General features: G+C 61.6%; 14 protein-coding genes and 1 tRNA gene. 8 read left to right on the top strand and 7 right to left on the bottom strand.

Going from position 1 to position 16,477, the window contains the following annotated elements; genetic code table 11:
• Nucleotides 1-12: 12 nt before the first annotated feature.
• Nucleotides 13-630: an FMN-dependent NADH-azoreductase gene (locus C5L10_RS11235; RefSeq protein ID WP_105429756.1), complete on the top strand. Its 618-nt coding sequence runs from the start codon at nt 13-15 to the stop codon at nt 628-630.
• Here the strand turns inward: C5L10_RS11235 and C5L10_RS11230 are convergent.
• The 3 genes from C5L10_RS11230 to C5L10_RS11220 all read right to left on the bottom strand — a co-directional run bounded on the left by C5L10_RS11230 (nt 627) and on the right by C5L10_RS11220 (nt 5,639).
• Complete coding sequence (locus C5L10_RS11230) at nt 627-1,910, bottom strand: diguanylate cyclase (RefSeq protein WP_105429755.1); 1,284 nt, start codon at nt 1,908-1,910, stop codon at nt 627-629. The two genes, C5L10_RS11235 and C5L10_RS11230, sit on opposite strands and share 4 nt — an antisense overlap.
• An 84-nt stretch (nt 1,911-1,994) precedes the next feature.
• Nucleotides 1,995-5,183 (bottom strand): ammonium transporter, encoded by a 3,189-nt coding sequence (gene amt / locus C5L10_RS11225; protein WP_105429754.1) that lies wholly within the window; start codon nt 5,181-5,183, stop codon nt 1,995-1,997.
• A 132-nt stretch (nt 5,184-5,315) separates the two neighbouring features.
• A complete protein-coding gene (locus tag C5L10_RS11220; RefSeq protein ID WP_037084625.1) occupies nt 5,316-5,639 on the bottom strand; it encodes an HlyU family transcriptional regulator in 324 nt (107 codons plus the stop codon).
• A gap of 105 nt (nt 5,640-5,744) precedes the next feature.
• On the opposite strand from C5L10_RS11220, the gene C5L10_RS11215 reads away from it, so the two are divergent.
• Together C5L10_RS11215 and C5L10_RS11210 are read left to right on the top strand one after the other, a co-directional pair.
• The gene (locus C5L10_RS11215; RefSeq protein WP_105429753.1) at nt 5,745-6,761 is read left to right on the top strand and encodes a glycerophosphodiester phosphodiesterase family protein; all 1,017 of its coding nucleotides are present in this window, start codon (nt 5,745-5,747) and stop codon (nt 6,759-6,761) included.
• A gap of 72 nt (nt 6,762-6,833) precedes the next feature.
• Nucleotides 6,834-7,811, top strand: a complete 978-nt coding sequence (locus C5L10_RS11210) for a carboxylesterase (RefSeq protein WP_245447977.1) — start codon at nt 6,834-6,836, stop codon at nt 7,809-7,811.
• On the opposite strand, the gene ilvA is transcribed toward C5L10_RS11210, so the two are convergent.
• The gene (gene ilvA, locus C5L10_RS11205) at nt 7,804-9,018 is read right to left on the bottom strand and encodes a threonine ammonia-lyase (RefSeq protein WP_371411936.1); all 1,215 of its coding nucleotides are present in this window, start codon (nt 9,016-9,018) and stop codon (nt 7,804-7,806) included. The two genes, C5L10_RS11210 and ilvA, sit on opposite strands and share 8 nt — an antisense overlap.
• 183 nt (nt 9,019-9,201) lie before the next feature.
• Between ilvA and C5L10_RS11200 the strand changes: the two genes are divergently transcribed.
• Nucleotides 9,202-10,656: a TrkH family potassium uptake protein gene (locus C5L10_RS11200; RefSeq protein WP_105429751.1), complete on the top strand. Its 1,455-nt coding sequence runs from the start codon at nt 9,202-9,204 to the stop codon at nt 10,654-10,656.
• Here the strand turns inward: C5L10_RS11200 and C5L10_RS11195 are convergent.
• A complete protein-coding gene (locus C5L10_RS11195; protein WP_105429750.1) occupies nt 10,653-11,300 on the bottom strand; it encodes a metallophosphoesterase family protein in 648 nt (215 codons plus the stop codon). The genes C5L10_RS11200 and C5L10_RS11195 overlap by 4 nt on opposite strands.
• 445 nt (nt 11,301-11,745) lie before the next feature.
• Here C5L10_RS11195 and C5L10_RS11190 point away from each other — a divergent pair, with 445 nt between their 5' ends.
• Nucleotides 11,746-12,699 (top strand): DUF4238 domain-containing protein, encoded by a 954-nt coding sequence (locus C5L10_RS11190; RefSeq protein ID WP_172716996.1) that lies wholly within the window; start codon nt 11,746-11,748, stop codon nt 12,697-12,699.
• Between the two features lie 231 nt (nt 12,700-12,930).
• Here the strand turns inward: C5L10_RS11190 and C5L10_RS11185 are convergent.
• Both C5L10_RS11185 and wrbA read right to left on the bottom strand, forming a co-directional pair.
• Nucleotides 12,931-13,016, bottom strand: a tRNA-Leu gene (locus tag C5L10_RS11185).
• Between the two features lie 159 nt (nt 13,017-13,175).
• Nucleotides 13,176-13,775 (bottom strand): NAD(P)H:quinone oxidoreductase type IV, encoded by a 600-nt coding sequence (gene wrbA / locus C5L10_RS11180; RefSeq protein ID WP_105429748.1) that lies wholly within the window; start codon nt 13,773-13,775, stop codon nt 13,176-13,178.
• 248 nt (nt 13,776-14,023) lie between these two features.
• Between wrbA and C5L10_RS11175 the strand changes: the two genes are divergently transcribed.
• The 3 genes from C5L10_RS11175 (at nt 14,024) to gpt (ending at nt 16,349) form a co-directional block, all read left to right on the top strand.
• The gene (locus tag C5L10_RS11175; RefSeq protein ID WP_105429747.1) at nt 14,024-14,809 is read left to right on the top strand and encodes a competence/damage-inducible protein A; all 786 of its coding nucleotides are present in this window, start codon (nt 14,024-14,026) and stop codon (nt 14,807-14,809) included.
• Nucleotides 14,810-14,933: 124 nt separating this feature from the next.
• Nucleotides 14,934-15,773 (top strand): universal stress protein, encoded by an 840-nt coding sequence (locus tag C5L10_RS11170; RefSeq protein WP_105429746.1) that lies wholly within the window; start codon nt 14,934-14,936, stop codon nt 15,771-15,773.
• 78 nt (nt 15,774-15,851) lie between these two features.
• Complete coding sequence (gene gpt, locus C5L10_RS11165) at nt 15,852-16,349, top strand: xanthine phosphoribosyltransferase (RefSeq protein WP_046668073.1); 498 nt, start codon at nt 15,852-15,854, stop codon at nt 16,347-16,349.
• The last annotated feature ends 128 nt before the right edge of the window (nt 16,350-16,477 follow it).

Genomic DNA, 16,477 nt, shown 5'->3' with positions numbered 1-16,477 from the left:
AAGGAAAGAAGCATGTCCTCCATTCTCCTCGTCACTTCCAGCCCGCGCGGCGACGACTCGCTTTCCAGCAAGGTCGCCCATGACCTCGCCAACGAACTGAGCGCCCGCGACAATGGTACGTCGGTCGTCCATCGCGATCTCGGCGTCAACCCGATCGCGCATCTCGACAGCGTCACCACGTCCGCCATCCGCAAGCCTGCAGCCGACCGTACCCCGGCAGAAGCCGCCGCCGCCGACTATTCCGACAAGCTGGTCGCCGAACTGATGGCTGCCGATACCGTGGTCATCGCGACCGGCCTCATCAACTTCAACATCTATTCGACGCTGAAGAGCTGGATCGACAACATCGCCCGCGCCGGCCAGACGTTCCGTTATACGGCCGAAGGCCCGGAAGGCCTCGCCAAGGGCAAGAAAATCTATATCGTGCTCGCCTCCGGCGGCGTCTATTCCGAAGGCCCGGCTACCGGCATGAACCATGCCGTCCCGTACCTCACGACCATCCTCGGCTTCCTGGGCATGACCGATGTGGAAGTCATCTATGTCGAAGGCGTCGCCTTCGGCCCCGAGGCTGCTGAAAAGGCGATCGCCAGCGCCCAGCAGCGCAACCGGCAGCTCGCTCTCGCCGCTTAAGCCGTCCCTGCGCCTGACGGGACGAGCCTGCCAAGACGGCCGTGGACATTGTTCCGGCCGTCATTTTTTGCGCGGTAGAGCCGCTCGTCGGCGCGCCCGAGCAGCGTATCGAGCGCATGTCCGTCCTCCGGAGCCGTCGCGACGCCGATCGAGACGGTTACGCATTGGCCGTCGGGACGAATGACCGAACGGCAGATGGCAGTACGTAGGCGTTCGGCGATCATCAGGGCGCTGTCGTGGTCGGTATCGGGCAGGATCAGCACGAATTCCTCACCGCCGAAGCGGGAGAGATGGTCGCTCGGGCGGGAACCGGCCTGCAGGCATACCGCAACCTCCTTCAGCACCTCGTCCCCCTTCAGATGGCCGAAGAGGTCGTTGACCTGCTTGAAATGATCCGCGTCGATGATGATCAGGCTGAGCCCGTTTCCACGATCGAGACAGCGGTGAATGAGGGTGGGAACGTCTGCCTCCAGCCGCCCCCGGTCCAAAAGGCCGGTCAGCCCGTCGACGCCGCTCTTGGCAAGCAGCGCCTGATAACGCTCGCGAAACGTCAGGTCGTTGAAGATATCGGTGATCTCGCGCGTCGATCTGGCCAGCCGCGGGATCTGCTCGATCTTGAGATAGGCGGCAAACAGCAGCGAATAGAGCACCACGGACAGCAGCTTGGCATACCACCCGCCGAAGAACACCGAAGGCGGCGCGCCGAAGAGGATGTTCAACCCCGAATAAAAGCCGATCTGGTCGAAGGTCAGGACAGCTGCACCGCTGATCGCGAAACGGAGCACGACATTGCCGCCCAGAACCCGGCCCAGCCGTTCATAGAGCAGGATGATGCCGATCGCGTCGACATAGAGCAGCGCCGTGCCCCACACCATCAGCCAGCCCATCTCGCTCAGGAACACCATGTCTGCGGCGCGGCCGCCAGGCAGTGGGACGACTTCATGCGCCTGGAGAATCTGGGCGATGCCGACTGTCAGGAGATTGCCGAGGAAAAGCCCGTAGATCGGCTGGCGAACGACTGCCGCATCCTCCTTCAGGTATAGGAGCAGGATCATCATCAGCTTGCCGGCAAAAAACACCGACGAGCCTGGCGAGACGGTGCCGAACGGAAGATCGATGTAGAAGACCGCGGCGAGGTAAGTCTCCATGAAATGCATGACACCGAGTGCGGCCAGGAACACCCCAAGGCCAAGCTGACGACGGAAATGCAGGAACGCCGTCATGACAGAAAAGTAGATCACCGCTTCCAGCAGGAAGAGGGCCAGATTGAACGCTTGCATTTCGATCCGCTTCCACCCCCTGCAGGTGCTATACCGCTGTAACGACTATCGTTTTACGTGTCCAACCCCATGGGATTATGGCCATTATGCATGACTATGCAATAACGGCTGGTTGGTTTCCCCTTCGAACGTCGGGTAATCCTGGATCTCCGGCAGCTTCTTCGGCACGTTGCGGAGCTGAGTGGCGATCGCCGGATCGATCTCGCGCGCAATCTCGCTGACTTTGCGGGGCTTGCCGAGAAGATACCCCTGCAGCTCGTCGCAGCCCGCATGCGCGAGGAACAGCGCCTGTTCGGTCGTCTCTACACCTTCCGCGACGATCTTCATGCCGAGACCGGTGCCGAGGTCTATGATCGTGCGTACGATGATCTGTGCATTGTCGACCAGGTTCAGGTTGTTGACGAAGCTGCGGTCGATCTTGATCGTGTCGAACGGATAGCGGCTGAGATAGCTCAGGGACGAATATCCCGTGCCGAAATCGTCGAGCGCGATGTGGAAGCCCATGCGCTTCAGATCGTTGAGGATCTGCACGGCGCGCTTGTCGTCCTCGATCAGCACGCTTTCGGTGATCTCGAGCTCGATCCGGTGCGGATCGGCGCCGGTGCGCTTCAGCAGGTCGGCAAGATCGGCGACGAAATCGGCGTGGCGAAACTGCAGCGGGCTGACGTTGACGCTGATATGGCCGTCGAGGTCGTCGAGTATTCTGCAGGCCTCGGCGAGCACCCAGGCGCCAAGCCGGATGATATTGCCGGAGGCTTCGGCAACCGGAATGAAATCGCCCGGGCTGATCATGCCGCGCTTCGGATGGAACCAGCGCAGCAGCGCCTCGTGGCCGATAATGAGGCCGCTTTCGGCCTCGACGCGCGGCTGCAGGTAGAGTTCGAACTCACCCCGCTGCAGAGCGATTTCCAGATCGACCTCCAGCGCCCGGCGCCTTTCGATCAGTTCGTTCATGCCGGGCCTGAACATGCGGCAGGCGTTCCGGCCGGCATTCTTGGCATGATAGAGCGCAACGTCGGCACAGCCGATCAGCGCATCCATGTCCCCCGCGTTTTCGGGGCAGAGCGCACCGCCGATGCTGACGCTGATATTGACCTGCTCGCCGTGGCCGATATCGATCGGGTAGGCCATCGCGGCAAGCAGCCGATCGCCGAACGTCTCCAGTTCGTCGGTATCGGACGTATGGGCGATGATGACGGCGAACTCGTCGCCACCGAGCCGGGCGACGATGTTGTCTGGACCGGCCTCGGCCGCAAGCCGGACGGCGGTTTCGCGGATCACCGCGTCGCCCGCCTGGTGGCCGTGGATATCGTTGATGTCCTTGAAACGGTCGAGATCGACCATCAGGACGCCGCATCCCTTGCCGTTTCCAGCCGCGTCCACCAGCTCGGTCAGCCGCTCGGAAAACAGCACACGGTTCGGCAGCCCGGTCAGCGGATCGTGGAGGGCGAGGTAGCGCATGCGGCTCTCCGCCAGCTTGCGCTCCCTGAGGTCGACGAGGCAGCCGATACGGGCCTTCTCGCCGCGGTAGAGGATGTCGCGACCGCGCGCCTCGACCGGAATTTCCTCGCCGTTCGCCAGCCTCACGCGGATCTCGTGGCTGTTGTCGTCGTTGAGTTTCATCATGTCGGCGACGCGGATCGTCTCGCCGTCATGCAGGAAATCGAACGCGGAACGGCCGATAATCTCGACGAGCGGCAGGCCGATCATCTTGGCGAGCTGTTCGTTGCCGTCGACGATGACCCCGCCCCGGTGGATCAGGATCGCCTCGAACGTGGCGTTCGCAAGCGCTGCGACGCGCTCGGATTCCTCGTTGTCGCGCCGGAGCTCGATCAGCTCCCCGCGGCTGCGCTCCTCCTGCTCGATATTGTCCATCAGCCGGTTGAAGAGGCCGGTCAGCTTTTCCGCCTCGTCGCCCTTGACCATGGGAAGGCGCTTGCGCAGGTCGGCCTTGCCGCCGAGAAGATCGGTCAGCGCATCCTCCACGTGGCCGACGCCGAGGCGTGTCGCGTGTTCGGCAAGGTTCAGCCCTTCCTCTTCGTCCTTCGCCGAAACGCGGATGCGCATCAGCCGGTCGGCCGCCCAGAAGAAGCCGTAGCCGAGACCGAAGGACCAGTAGAAATTGACGCCGACGCCGACCAGCTGCACATGCAGCTGCGCCAGCCTGCCGCCAGCCGGAAGCTGATCGACCGGCGCGAGAAGCGCCAGAAGCAGAGTTCCGGTGACGCCTGCAAAGGCATGCACGCCGATCGCGCCGACAGCGTCGTCGATCTTGAGCGTTCTCTCAATGAAGGCGTTGCCGAAGATCGCCACCGCGCCGCCGATCGCCCCGACCATCAGCGCGCTTGCCGGATCGAGGATGTGGCAGCCGGCGGTGACCGCAACCAGCCCGCCGAGCATGCCGGAATTCGATTTTTCCGGGAGGATGACGCCGTCCTGGTAGAAGCCGATGACATAACCGACGCAGGTGCCCATGCCGCCGGCCAGCACCGTGTTCATGATGATCGGCGCCACCTGGTCGGTAACGCCGAGCGTCGAACCGCCGTTGAAGCCGATCCAACCGATGAAGAGCAGCAGCGCGCCGGTGGTCGAGAGCACAGGGCTATGGCCGGCGATCCTGACCGGCGTGCCGTCGGCATCGAACTTGCCGATGCGCGGGCCGATGACCATGCAGGCTGCCAGCGCCACCCAGCCGCCCGTCGAATGAACGACCGTAGAGCCGGCGAAATCGACGAAACCGGTCTGGGACAGGAAGGCGGATGGGTTCGGGAACAGTGCCGAGCCCCAGGCCCAGTGCACGAAGACCGGATAGATCAGCCCCGACATGAACAGCGAGCCGAACACATAGGCCGCCAGCTTCATGCGCTCGGCAACGGCGCCCGACACGATCGTCGCGGCGGTGCCGCAGAACATGACCTGGAAGACGAAAAAGGCCGATTGCCAGCTGTCGAGACCACGCAGGAAATAGAACTCGCTCTGCGTTCCGAACAGGAAGCCGTTCGAACGGCCGAAGGCGATCATGAAGCCGACCGCGGCGAACGCGACGACGCCGAAGACGAAATCGAGAAGGTTCTTCTGCGCCACGTTGATCGAGTTCTTCGAGCGCACCATGCCGGCTTCGAGAAGAAGGAAGCCGACCTGCATCATCATCACCAGTCCGGCGGCGACGAGAACCCAGGTCATGTCCAGCCGCGAGGCGCCCGAAGGAAGGTCATCCGCGAAGGCATAACCTGGGATAAGGCCACCGGAGAGCCCGGAGCCGATAAAAAGCATAAAATATGACCAGCGAGATCGCATTAAAAGTCGACCGCAGAAAAGACATCGGAACAGATGCTTCAAGCTATCGCTAATGCTTTAATTTTGAGTGTGACTCACAATTTTTGCGATCACAATGCGGAACGCATGTCACGCGGAGCGCGACTTCTCCCCATCCGAAAATAGCGAGGGACCATTCTGGTCGATGATCTGCTGAGCCTTGCGGACGGTATATTCGACCGCGTCGTCCATGGAGGTAAAGACGTCGGCGCGGACGAAATTGCGCACCAGGGTCTCGCCGTCTACGTCCTTCTCGATACGTCCGGCCAGCCGGAACTGGGAGCCTTCGCGGATCGGCGCCGGGTGGATGATGCAGCCGCCATGCTCGACCGGCTTGGCGGAAGCAGCAGGTGCCTCGGCCGATTTGCCGCCACCGGAGAACATCGAGAAAATATTGGACAGAAACGAAGCCATGGCGGCTGCCTAGCATATTCCTGCGCGAGCCGGAAGCAGGGCACCCAAGGAAAAGTCACAATCCAACGTCTCATATCCATCCGCACGATTCAGGAGCCTGACCGCATGAAATGGAAGATCGCCGCCGCATTTCTCCTCGCCGTCATCGCCGCGCTTTGGATCGGCAATACCTCCCTGTTCTCCCGCTTCCCGGAAACTCCGCTCAGGATCATTGCCCATCGCGGGCAGCACCAGCTTTTCGATGCCACCGATATCAAGAACGACACCTGCACCGCGAGCCTGATGCTGCCGCCGACGCATGCCTATCTGGAAAACACCGTGGCAGGCATGAAGGCCGCCTTCGATGCCGGCGCCGACGTGGTCGAACTCGACGTGCATCTGACGCCGGACAAGCAGTTCGCCGTTTTCCACGACTGGACGCTCGATTGCCGCACCGAGGCCAAGGGCGTCACGGAACAGACGCCGATGCCGGTTTTGAAGACACTCGACATCGGCTACGGCTACACCGCCGACGGCGGCCGGACCTTTCCGTTCCGAGGCCAGGGCAAAGGCCTGATGCCGACCTTGCCGGAGGTTTTTGCCGCCCTGCCGGACGGCCGTTTCCTGATCAACTTCAAGAGCCGCCGCACGGAGGAAGGCGAAGCCCTGGCCACGCTTTTCAAGACCGACCCTGGCGCGCGGGCAGCGGCGTTCGGCGTTTATGGCGGAAACGAGCCGACCGAAAAAGCGGTGGCGCTCGTCCCTGGGCTTCCCGGCTATTCCAACCGCACGGCCAAATCCTGCCTCCTCAACTACCTGGCGCTCGGCTGGAGCGGCCATGTGCCGGAAGCGTGCCGCAATACCCTTGTCCCGGTCCCCGCCAATCTTGCCTTCCTGCTCTGGGGCTGGCCGGAGCGTTTCTACAACCGGATGCAGGCAGCCGGATCGGACGTGGTGCTGATCGGCCCGTTCGAGGCCGGCGACGCCGGATCTTCCGGCATAGACGACCGGGATGCGTGGGATCTGGTGCCTTCAGGCTTTCCGGGCCTCGTCTGGACCAACGTGATCGAGAAGACCCGGCCCGAGGTGGAGCGCCGCGGCTTCTGCGCCCTGCCCTCCCGACCTCAGATCTGCGGCAAATAGACTTCCCGCCGTCACCAAGCCCGCCTATCATCTCCCCTGGTTCGGAGGGAGCGCCGGATGCGGAGGAGATTGTTGTCATGGCGGACGATCATTTATGTCTGCGCGATCCTGATCGCCTCCTTCGGGGTGATGCTGATGTCCGGCCCGCGCATGCCCGCTGACGGTTTTCCGGCCTTCGACAAGACCAGCCTCGGCGTCGATATCGACGCTTATCTCAACGCGAGCGAAAGCCACTTCGCCGACATTCGTCCGGGTGCTGCCAAACGCGTCGTATGGGCCGATCCGGCGACGAAGGCGAAGACGGCTTTCGCGATCGTCTACCTGCACGGCTTCTCGGCCTCGGCCGAGGAGATACGCCCCCTGCCCGACCGCGTCGCGGCAGCGTTTGGCGCCAATCTCTATTTCACCCGCCTCGCCGGCCATGGCCGCAGCGGCGACGCCATGGGGGAGCCAAGCCTTGAAGACTGGCTGGCGGATTTTTCCGAAAGTCTCGCGATCGGTGAAGCGCTCGGCAATCGCGTCGTCGTCATCGGCACCTCGACCGGCGCCTCGCTCGCGACGCTCGCACTTGCCGATCCGAAGATCGCATCGCGCATCTCGGCTGCCGTGTTCGTATCGCCGAACTACGGCATCAACAGCTTTGCCGCATTTCTGCTGACGACACCGGTCGCGCCGCAGCTCTCACGACTGTTGCTTGGGGAAAACCGCGGCTTCACGCCCTATAACGACCGCCACGCCGCCCACTGGACGACCCGCTATCCGACAAAAGCGCTGCTGCCGATGGCAGCGCTCGTAAAACTCTCGGTCGAGAGCCCGGTGGAACGGATCACGACGCCGGCCCTGTTCCTCTATTCCTCGCTCGATCAGGTCATTCGACCCGACAAGGTGCGCGCGGTCGCCGGCCGCTGGGGCGGGCCTCAGGCGCTTTTCGATGTCGGCAAGACCGGCGATCCCGGCAATCACGTGATTGCCGGCGACATCGTTTCCCCGGCGACCACCGGACCGCTTGCTGACCGCGTCATCGCCTGGCTGGAAGCAACGCTCAGATGACGAGGTTCGCCAGGATTTCGTTTTCGGTAATGTCCTGATAGCCCATGCCGGCCGCTTCGAACCGTTCGAGCAGGCTGGCGAAATTCTCCGGCCTTGCCGTTTCGATACCGATCAGGATCGAGCCGAAGTTGCGCGCCGATTTCTTGAGATACTCGAACCGGGCGATATCGTCTTCCGGTCCCAGAAGGTTGAGGAAATCACGCAGCGCGCCGGGGCGCTGTGCGAGCCGCAGGACGAAATATTTCTTGAGACCGGAGTAGCGCATGGCGCGTTCCTTGACGTCCGGCAGGCGCTCGAAATCGAAATTGCCGCCCGAGACGACGCAGACCACCGTCTTGCCCGCGAGCTTTTCGCGCCCCAGCATCTCGAGCGCGGTGATCGACAGGGCCCCGGCCGGCTCCAGTACGACACCCTCGACGTTGAGCATTTCGGTAATCGTCACGCAGATGGCGTTTTCCGGCACCAGCAGAACCTGATCCGGCGAAAAGCCCTTCAAAGCTTCGAAATTCAGGTCGCCGATCCGCGCCACCGCGGCACCGTCGACGAAATTGTCGAGCTTGGCGAGCGTGATCGGCTCGCCGGCTTCGAGGCTCTTCTTGAGGCTCGGGGCGCCTTCCGGCTCGGTGAAGAGAAAGTCTTCCCGCTTGACGATGCCCTTCAGGTAGCCGGTGGTCCCGGAGGAAAGCCCGCCGCCGCCGACCGGCAGGATGACCAGGTCGGGCTTCACGCCTTCCGGCAGCTGTTCGAGCAGTTCGGCCGCGACGGTTGCCTGGCCTTCGATGATGTCGGCGTCGTCGAAGGGCGGCACCATGACGCCGCCGATCTCTTCCACATGGGCGCGGGCCGCCGCATAGCACTGGTCGAAGATGTCGCCGATCAACCGGATGGTGATGAAGGGGCCGCCGAACATGCGGGTCTTGTCGATCTTCTGCTGCGGCGTCGTCACCGGCATGAAGACCACGCCCGGCACCTCGAAATGGCGGCAGACGAAGGCGAAACCCTGCGCGTGATTGCCGGCCGAGGCGCAGACGAATGTCTTGCCCTTCGCGCCTGAGGCAATCGCCTTGCGCAGGAAGTTGAAGGCGCCGCGGATCTTGTAGGAGCGGACCGGTGACAGGTCTTCGCGCTTCAGCCAGATTTCGGCGCCGTAACGGCGGCTGAGGTGCTCGTTCATCTGCAGCGGCGTCTCGGGGAAGATTTCCCGCATCGCCACTCTGGCTTCGTCCACGCCCGCTTTCGTCACGCCCGCCTTGGTCACACCCGCCTTGGTCACGTCTGCCTCGGTCACATCGGCCATCCATTGAATTTCCAGAATGGTCCCGCTATGCCATAGGCTTACGGCTGAGACAAAGCTTCTTTCAGTTGCCACGAACTTCGGGACAACCATTTTTTGAACGCCAATCTTCTTCGGTCGGTCATCTACATGACGGCGCTCTGCGCGCTCTACCTGTCGCTCGCCATGTTCCTGCCGGCGATGGTGGACCTTTATTACGGGCATCGCGACTGGCAGGTTTTCGCCATGTCCGGCCTCATGGTCGGCGGACTTGCGGCGGCGGCAGCGCTCGCGACCCATGGCCCCCCGCCGGTCTTCAACAAGCGTCTCGGCTTCCTCCTCGTCAACGTACTCTGGGCGATGTTTTCGGTGGTCGGCGCCATACCGCTCTTCCTTGCCGAACACGAACTCTCGTTTGCACAGGCGCTGTTCGAATCGATTTCGGGCATCACCACGACGGGCTCGACCGTCATCGTCGGGCTGGACAACATGCCGCCCGGCATCCTGCTCTGGCGCTCGCTGCTCTGCTGGCTCGGCGGCATCGGAATCGTCGGCCTCGGCCTGTTCGTCCTGCCGTTCCTGAAGGTCGGCGGCGCCTCGATCTTCAAGCTCGAATCGTCGGAGACCAACGACAAGCCCTTCGCCCGGCTTGCGAGTTTCACCCGGGCCTTCCTGATCGTCTACGTCCTGCTGACGCTTGCCTGCGCCATAGCTTATGATCTTGGCGGCATGGACCATTTCGATGCGCTGAACCACGCGATGACGACGATCGCCACGGCGGGTTTCTCGACGCACGACATGTCGTTTGCCTATTTCGACAACAACGCGATCTTGCTGGTCGGCACGGTGTTCCTGGCGATCTGTAGCCTGCCGTTTTCGGTGCTGATCCTGTTTGCCGTACGCGGCCGGCTGGATACGCTGCGCGATCCGCAAATCCTGGTTTTCCTCGGTTATCTCTGCGCCATCTCGATCGTCGTTGCGGTCTACCATCACCTGAGGAACGGCATCGAACTCGATGACGCGCTGATCCATTCGTTCTTCAACATGACCTCGATCCTGTCGACAGGCGGCTTTGCGAGCGACGACTACACGCTCTGGGGACCGTTCGCGGTACTGGTCGCCTTCTTCGCCACCTTCATGGGCGGTTGCTCCGGCTCGACGGCCGGCGGTATCAAGGCCTATCGTTTCGTGGTGATCGTCAACGTCATCCGCGCCGGGCTGAACAAGCTCATTTATCCGAACGCAATCTATCCCGTACGGTACGGCAGCCTGACGGTGGACGCCGAAACGCAGCGTGCAGTCTTCCTGTTCGTCAGCCTCTACATTTTCCTCTGGGTCGTCGGCAGCGTCGGCATGGCGCTGTTCGGCTACGACGTCCTGACCGCCACCTCCTCGGTCATTACCGCGCTGTCGAATGTCGGTCCCGGCATCGGCCCGATCGTCGGCCCCGTCGGCAACTTTTCCACGATCAGCGATCCGGCGCTCTATCTGCTGTCGCTGATGATGCTGCTCGGGCGTCTCGAAATCCTGACCGTGCTGGTCCTGCTGACGCCGGTCTTCTGGTGGCGCTAAAAAGGCACTTTGAGAAATTCGATCGGCCCACCCGGCTCGTCATCGTCGAAGACGGCGCAGGTCAGCTCGCCGCCGAACACGCAGCCGCTGTCGATATTGGTGCGGTTGCCGACCGTCTGCGGATTGCCGGGAAGCGGCGTGTGGCCATGGCAGAGATGCCGGCCCCAGAATTCGCCGTCGTCGTCGCCCGCAAATCGCTTCCAGATCAGGTCGCGCTCCCGCTGCCCCTCGAGCGGCAGCGTCTCGTCGACGCCCGCATGCACGAAGATCCGGTGCTCGTCGACAAGGATCAAGGGTCGGTGCGCGCACCATGACAGCACCTGCGGCGGCACGTAGCCGTCGAAGGAAACCATCGTCTCGCGGCCGCCATTGTCGATCCAGAGGATTTCGTCGTGCCCGCTGTTCTGGTGGGCGCGGACCATCATGTCCTCATGATTGCCCTTGAGCGCCGTCCACCGCCACCCTTCCTTGCGCGGCCCCGCCATGACGAGGTCGAGCACGCCCCTGCTCTTCGGCCCGCGATCGATGTAGTCGCCGATGAAAACCACATGCCCGCTGGGTGCATGGTCCTCCACCTGCCCGAGCAGCTCCTTCAACTGCGCAAGACAGCCGTGGATATCGCCGATCGCAAAGGTAAAGCCCAAAGCACGCCTCCATCGAAGTGGATATCAAACGGTCTTCATCGCAAACGGTCTTCATCGCAAACGGTTGCAGGCAAAGTAGGTCAGGCTTGGTGCGGACGGCGGGGGGGGAACCGGGCACACAGGCTTTAGCTGTTGATTTTAATCGTCTTTTTCTTCGACCCAAATCGATCTTTGTAGTGTCTTTTGTAGCAGGCTGCCCGGGATTGAACAACGCCATCCACGGGGATTTCCAGCCCTTGCTTAAGGTCCACCTTGACTGCCTGAAAAGCGGCGATTCAAGCCTCAAACGACCGGCTGAACAGACTGAGACGCGGCGTTATAGTGGAAGGCTTGTTGTATGACATGGATGAGAACGAAATCCTGCAGAAGCTCGCGGACAGCGGACTTATAGATCCTGCCCTATTGGCACTGGCACCGCGTAGACAGGCAGATTATGTTGCTCGCTATGCAGGCAGCCAAGAAGCATCACTACCTCCCGGTCTTCTACTTGAAGCAGTGGGCACTTCAGCCCGGAGAGAAACTCGTTGAGTTCAGCCGGCCTTTCGGGCCGAAGGTGAAGGCGCGTCGTGTCCATCCAAGTGGCACGGGCTACGTCAACCGGCTGTACGCTTCTGAGTTGACTGAAGCTGGTGCATGGGAAATGGAGAGGGACTTCTTCTCTCCTGTTGATAGCCGAGCTGCTGATGCGATGCGCCGGCTGATCTCTGGGGCAGCTCTCTCCGACGCTGATCGGCAAGCATGGGCAACGTTTGTGGTATCGCTGATGTGCAGGATGCCCGAAGATGTGCCTGTGGTCAAAGAGATGCGGAAGCAAGTAATCCTGATGTTCGCGCCTGCTTTTCGCAGGCTCTTCGACGCGTCCAGACCCGCCGAGGAAACGCGAACGTTTGAGCAACTGACTTCAGAAGTGATGGAAACGGTTCCCGACAAAGCACTGGTCACGCTCAAGAAGATAATCACGAATGAGAAACTGATCGACATGCTGTGTGACATGCAGTGGACCGTTATGTCTTTGTCCGCTGACCACGAGCTACTGACCTCTGATCGCCCGGTCACCTACACCAAAGGCCTGAATGGCGATCACAGCCACATCGTTCTGCCGGTAGGACCACGTGATCTGTTCATCGCGGCCCGCAACCCAACGATGCTTAAGCGTTACGCCGCCCTGCCGAAGCTCGAAAGCATGGCCAATCAAAAAGCCGTAGAGCAGGCTAGCAAGCTGGTCTATGGCTCTTCTGAGCGGCAACTGCGGTTCGTGCAGAACCGAATGAGCAGAGACAAGGAACCGCAACTTATGCAGCGGCTCCTTGCGCTACAAGCTGCACAGGCCCCCTCATTTCTGGAGGTCATGAACAGCATTCCGCTGGATATCATACCAGAGGATCGCCTTGACGCTTAAGCGGTCTTGTCACGGAACGTAGCAACGAGCTTCCTCAGGAAAGCGTCACCCTTGCCTGATAGGCTTCACGGACATCAGCGGGAATCGCTTTTCTGGCGAACCAATCCCCGTTTGTGGCTTTGCTCAACGTCGTCATCTGAACCATGCTTTGTAGCGCCCTTTGTAGCGATGGGCGTCTGAGAAGCTCTGATATCAATCAACAATCTGAAACTACAAGGGTTTTCTTTGTAGTGGTGCGGACGGCGGGGATCGAACCCGCATGACCAAAGGCCGAGAGATTTTAAGTCTCTTGCGTCTACCAGTTTCGCCACGTCCGCATGGGCGTCCTGTTTCTTGAACTTGCGCGACGCCGTCAAGCACCGAAATTGCGGAAGCGGTTCGCCGGTTACGAAAAAAGCGAGACGGTCGGATGGAAGGAATGCAAAAAAGGGCGCGGCGATCTCTCGCCGCGCCCTTCAGAAATTATCGCAGTTCACTCAACCAGCGAGCTTGGCTGCCAGCTTGGCGACGTGGGCGCCCTGGAACTTGGCGCCTTCGAGTTCGATTTCCGAAGGCTGGCGCGAGCCGTCGCCGTTGGTGATCGTGCTGGCGCCATAGGGCGAGCCGCCCTTGACTTCTTCCGTGCCCATCTGGCCGGCAAAGGCATAGGGCAGGCCGGCAACGGCCATTCCCTGGTGCAGGAACGTGGGGATGAAGCCGAGGATGGTGGATTCCTGGCCGCCGTGCTGGGTGGCCGACGAGGTGAACATCGAGCCGAGCTTGCCGACAAGCTTGCCCTGTGCCCAGAGGCCGCCGGTCTGATCCCAGAAATTGCGCATCTGCGAGGCGACCGTGCCGAAGCGGGTGCCGGCGCCGACGATGATCGCATCGTATTCGGTGAGTTCCTCGACGGTTGCGATCGGAGCCTGCTGGTCCATCTTGTAATAGGAGGCCTTGGCGACCTCGTCCGGAACCAGTTCCGGAACGCGCTTGACCGTCACGTCGGCGCCTGCCGACTTTGCGCCTTCCGCAACGGCATAGGCCATCTTTTCGATGTGGCCGTAAGCGGAATAATAAAGCACGAGAACCTTCGCCATGATCTTCTCCATTGCATGTCTGGTGTGTGAACAAGGCCGCCTGCGGCCAGAACCAGACCCACATGTAGCGGCTTCACGGATCGGCGACAGCCCCTGCGAGGTCTACGCACTGTTCAACATCCGGAGACGATAATTCGCTTGCGGACCATAAATTCGTAACAGAGGCAATTTCTGTGTTCCTCACCACAAAATCGCTTCTGCGTTGAAAAAATTGGGCTTAGGAGTGTGGCACTTACGGAGGAATATCCATGTCTGAAGCGCCGCAACCATCCTCGATCGTCACCGCCGCCATGCTCGCGATTGGCGATGAACTTTTGTCCGGCCGGACCAAGGACAAGAATATCGGCCATCTCGCCGATCTGCTGACGCTTTCAGGCATCGACCTCAAGGAAGTGCGGATCGTTGCCGACGAGGAGGATGCGATCGTCGAGGCGCTGAATGCGTTGCGCGGCCGTTACGACTATGTGTTTACCTCCGGCGGCATCGGCCCGACCCATGACGACATCACGGCCGACGCGATCTCAAAAGCCTTCGGCGTGCCCTGCATCCATGACCCGGAGGCGATGAAGCTGCTTGCCGACATGTACAAGCGCCGCGAGATGGAATTCACCGAAGCCCGCCAGCGCATGGCCCGCATGCCCGAGGGCTCCAGGCATATCGCAAACCCGGTCTCGACCGCGCCTGGCTTCATCATCGGCAATGTCTATGTAATGGCCGGCGTGCCGCAGGTTTTCCAGGCGATGGTCGACAACGTGCTGCCGATGCTGCGCTCGGGCGCAAAAATGCTGTCGCGGGCGCTGCCCTGCCCCTATGGCGAAGGCGATATCGGCACGCTTCTGTCGGCCGTACAGAAGGCGCATCCGGAGACCAGCATCGGCTCCTATCCGAAGTATGACGGGCAGCGGTTCTCGACCGAGATCGTCGTGCGCGCCCGCGATCCGCAGGTTCTGGATGCGGCCGCGCAGGCCGTGGCGGAGATGATCGCCGGCATCGACCGGGCCAAGATCGCCACCAATCCGACAGCCGACGCCTGACCCGCGGCACTCTGCCTCTCCTGCTGTCGGCGGCCACTCCTTGACCGGGGTCAATGCGAGACACACGTAATTATCAGAGACTGGTTCCCAATCCCGCAGAGCCAGTTGATGAGGAGATGCAGCCATGGCCTACAAGACCATTCTAGCGGTTCTCGACACACCTCAAAACGCCAGGCCGATCACCGACTACGGGATCGCGCTCGCCGAACGCTTTTCCGGCCACCTGATCGGCGTCCACGCAGAAACGCTGGCCGCCGTGCCGCTGATCGCGCCGATGGAAATTCCGGATCCCTCCGCCGTGCAGATTCTGCAGGACGCGGCGCAGAAGGAGACGGCGGAGGTGGAGCGGATCTTCAGGCAACAGTCGTCCCGCGAGGGACTTTCCGTCGAGTGGCGCAGCTTCATGTCGTCGGCCGGCTACGGCTGCCATTCGGTCATGGATACCGCCCGCTCCGTCGATCTGATCGTTGCGAGCCAAAGCGATCCGGCGCATGCCGATCACCGCGCCGATCTCGAGACTTTCCTCTTCGACAGCGGCCGGCCGATGCTGCTCGTCCCCTATACGATGAAGGTGCCGCAGCCGGTCAAGCGGGTGATGATCGCCTGGAACGGGTCACGGGAGGCGGCGCGGGCAACCTTCGATTCGATGCCGTTTCTGAAAGCGGCCGAGAGCGTCGAGGTGTTCTGCGTCGATCCCGGCGACCGCAACAGCCAGACGTCGGAAACGGCCGGCGCCGAGATCGCTGCAACTCTTGCACGGCACGGCATCAACGTGACGCTGACGACCCGGGAGGCGCATGCCGTGACCATCGCAGCGGCGATCGAGAATCGCCTCTCCGAGGGCAGCGTCGACCTTCTGGTGATGGGCGGTTACGGCCATTCGCGCTGGTGGGAAATGCTGTTCGGCGGCGTGACGCGCAGCGTGCTCGATTCGATGACGGCGCTGACTTTGCTTTCCCGCTGACAAATCCTTGCGTCTACGGGCGAATTGCCGCTATTAGCGAGAGCCAGCAACATGGTTTCGCTAATGGTGGCCAGCCTCATGTCTCTTCCCGAAAAAGCCTTCCCCGTTTCCTGGGATCAATTCCATCGTGACGCCCGGGCGCTTGCCTGGCGTCTCGCAGGCCTCGGCCGCGATTTCCGCGCGATCGTCTGTATCACCCGCGGCGGCCTGGTGCCGGCGGCGATCATTTCGCGCGAACTCAATATCCGCCTCATCGAGACGGTCTGCATCGCCTCCTACCACGACTACGTCAACCAGGGCGAAATGAACCTGCTCAAGGGGATCACGCCCGAACTGACGGTCGACGAGGGCGCCGGCGTTCTGGTGATCGACGACCTGACCGATACCGGCAAGACGGCATCGGAGGTGCGCGCCATGCTGCCGAAGGCGCATTTCGCCTGCGTCTATGCCAAACCCTCCGGCGTGCCGACCATCGACACTTTCGTCACGGAAGTCAGCCAGGACACCTGGATCTATTTCCCCTGGGACATGGGCTTCACCTACCAGGAACCGATCGCCAAAGCGGACCGCAGCTAACCTAGAGCAGATCCTGTGATCGATGAATCGATTGTGAGGTGACGCGGCGAGCCGAAGCTGATTCAACATCTACAGCGATGAGGTGGGTGATGGCGCAAGCATTGAGCGATGATCTTCGACAACGCGTA

It is taken from the genome of Neorhizobium sp. T6_25 (assembly GCF_002968555.1).
GTDB lineage: Bacteria > Pseudomonadota > Alphaproteobacteria > Rhizobiales > Rhizobiaceae > Neorhizobium.
Note: the sequence above shows the minus strand (reverse complement) of the source record. Positions and strands in the feature narration are given on the sequence as shown.

Excerpts from the sequence above, each read along its gene's own strand:
- gpt (WP_046668073.1), top strand. The coding sequence starts at position 15,852 with ATGTCTCTTCCCGAAAAAGCCTTCCCCGTTTCCTGGGATCAATTCCAT.
- C5L10_RS11190 (WP_172716996.1), top strand. The coding sequence starts at position 11,746 with ATGCAGGCAGCCAAGAAGCATCACTACCTCCCGGTCTTCTACTTGAAG.
- amt (WP_105429754.1), bottom strand. The coding sequence starts at position 5,183 with ATGCTTTTTATCGGCTCCGGGCTCTCCGGTGGCCTTATCCCAGGTTAT.
- C5L10_RS11220 (WP_037084625.1), bottom strand. The coding sequence starts at position 5,639 with ATGGCTTCGTTTCTGTCCAATATTTTCTCGATGTTCTCCGGTGGCGGC.
- C5L10_RS11215 (WP_105429753.1), top strand. The coding sequence starts at position 5,745 with ATGAAATGGAAGATCGCCGCCGCATTTCTCCTCGCCGTCATCGCCGCG.
- ilvA (WP_371411936.1), bottom strand. The coding sequence starts at position 9,018 with ATGCGGGAAATCTTCCCCGAGACGCCGCTGCAGATGAACGAGCACCTC.
- C5L10_RS11170 (WP_105429746.1), top strand. The coding sequence starts at position 14,934 with ATGGCCTACAAGACCATTCTAGCGGTTCTCGACACACCTCAAAACGCC.
- wrbA (WP_105429748.1), bottom strand. The coding sequence starts at position 13,775 with ATGGCGAAGGTTCTCGTGCTTTATTATTCCGCTTACGGCCACATCGAA.
- C5L10_RS11235 (WP_105429756.1), top strand. The coding sequence starts at position 13 with ATGTCCTCCATTCTCCTCGTCACTTCCAGCCCGCGCGGCGACGACTCG.
- C5L10_RS11175 (WP_105429747.1), top strand. The coding sequence starts at position 14,024 with ATGTCTGAAGCGCCGCAACCATCCTCGATCGTCACCGCCGCCATGCTC.
- C5L10_RS11230 (WP_105429755.1), bottom strand. The coding sequence starts at position 1,910 with ATGCAAGCGTTCAATCTGGCCCTCTTCCTGCTGGAAGCGGTGATCTAC.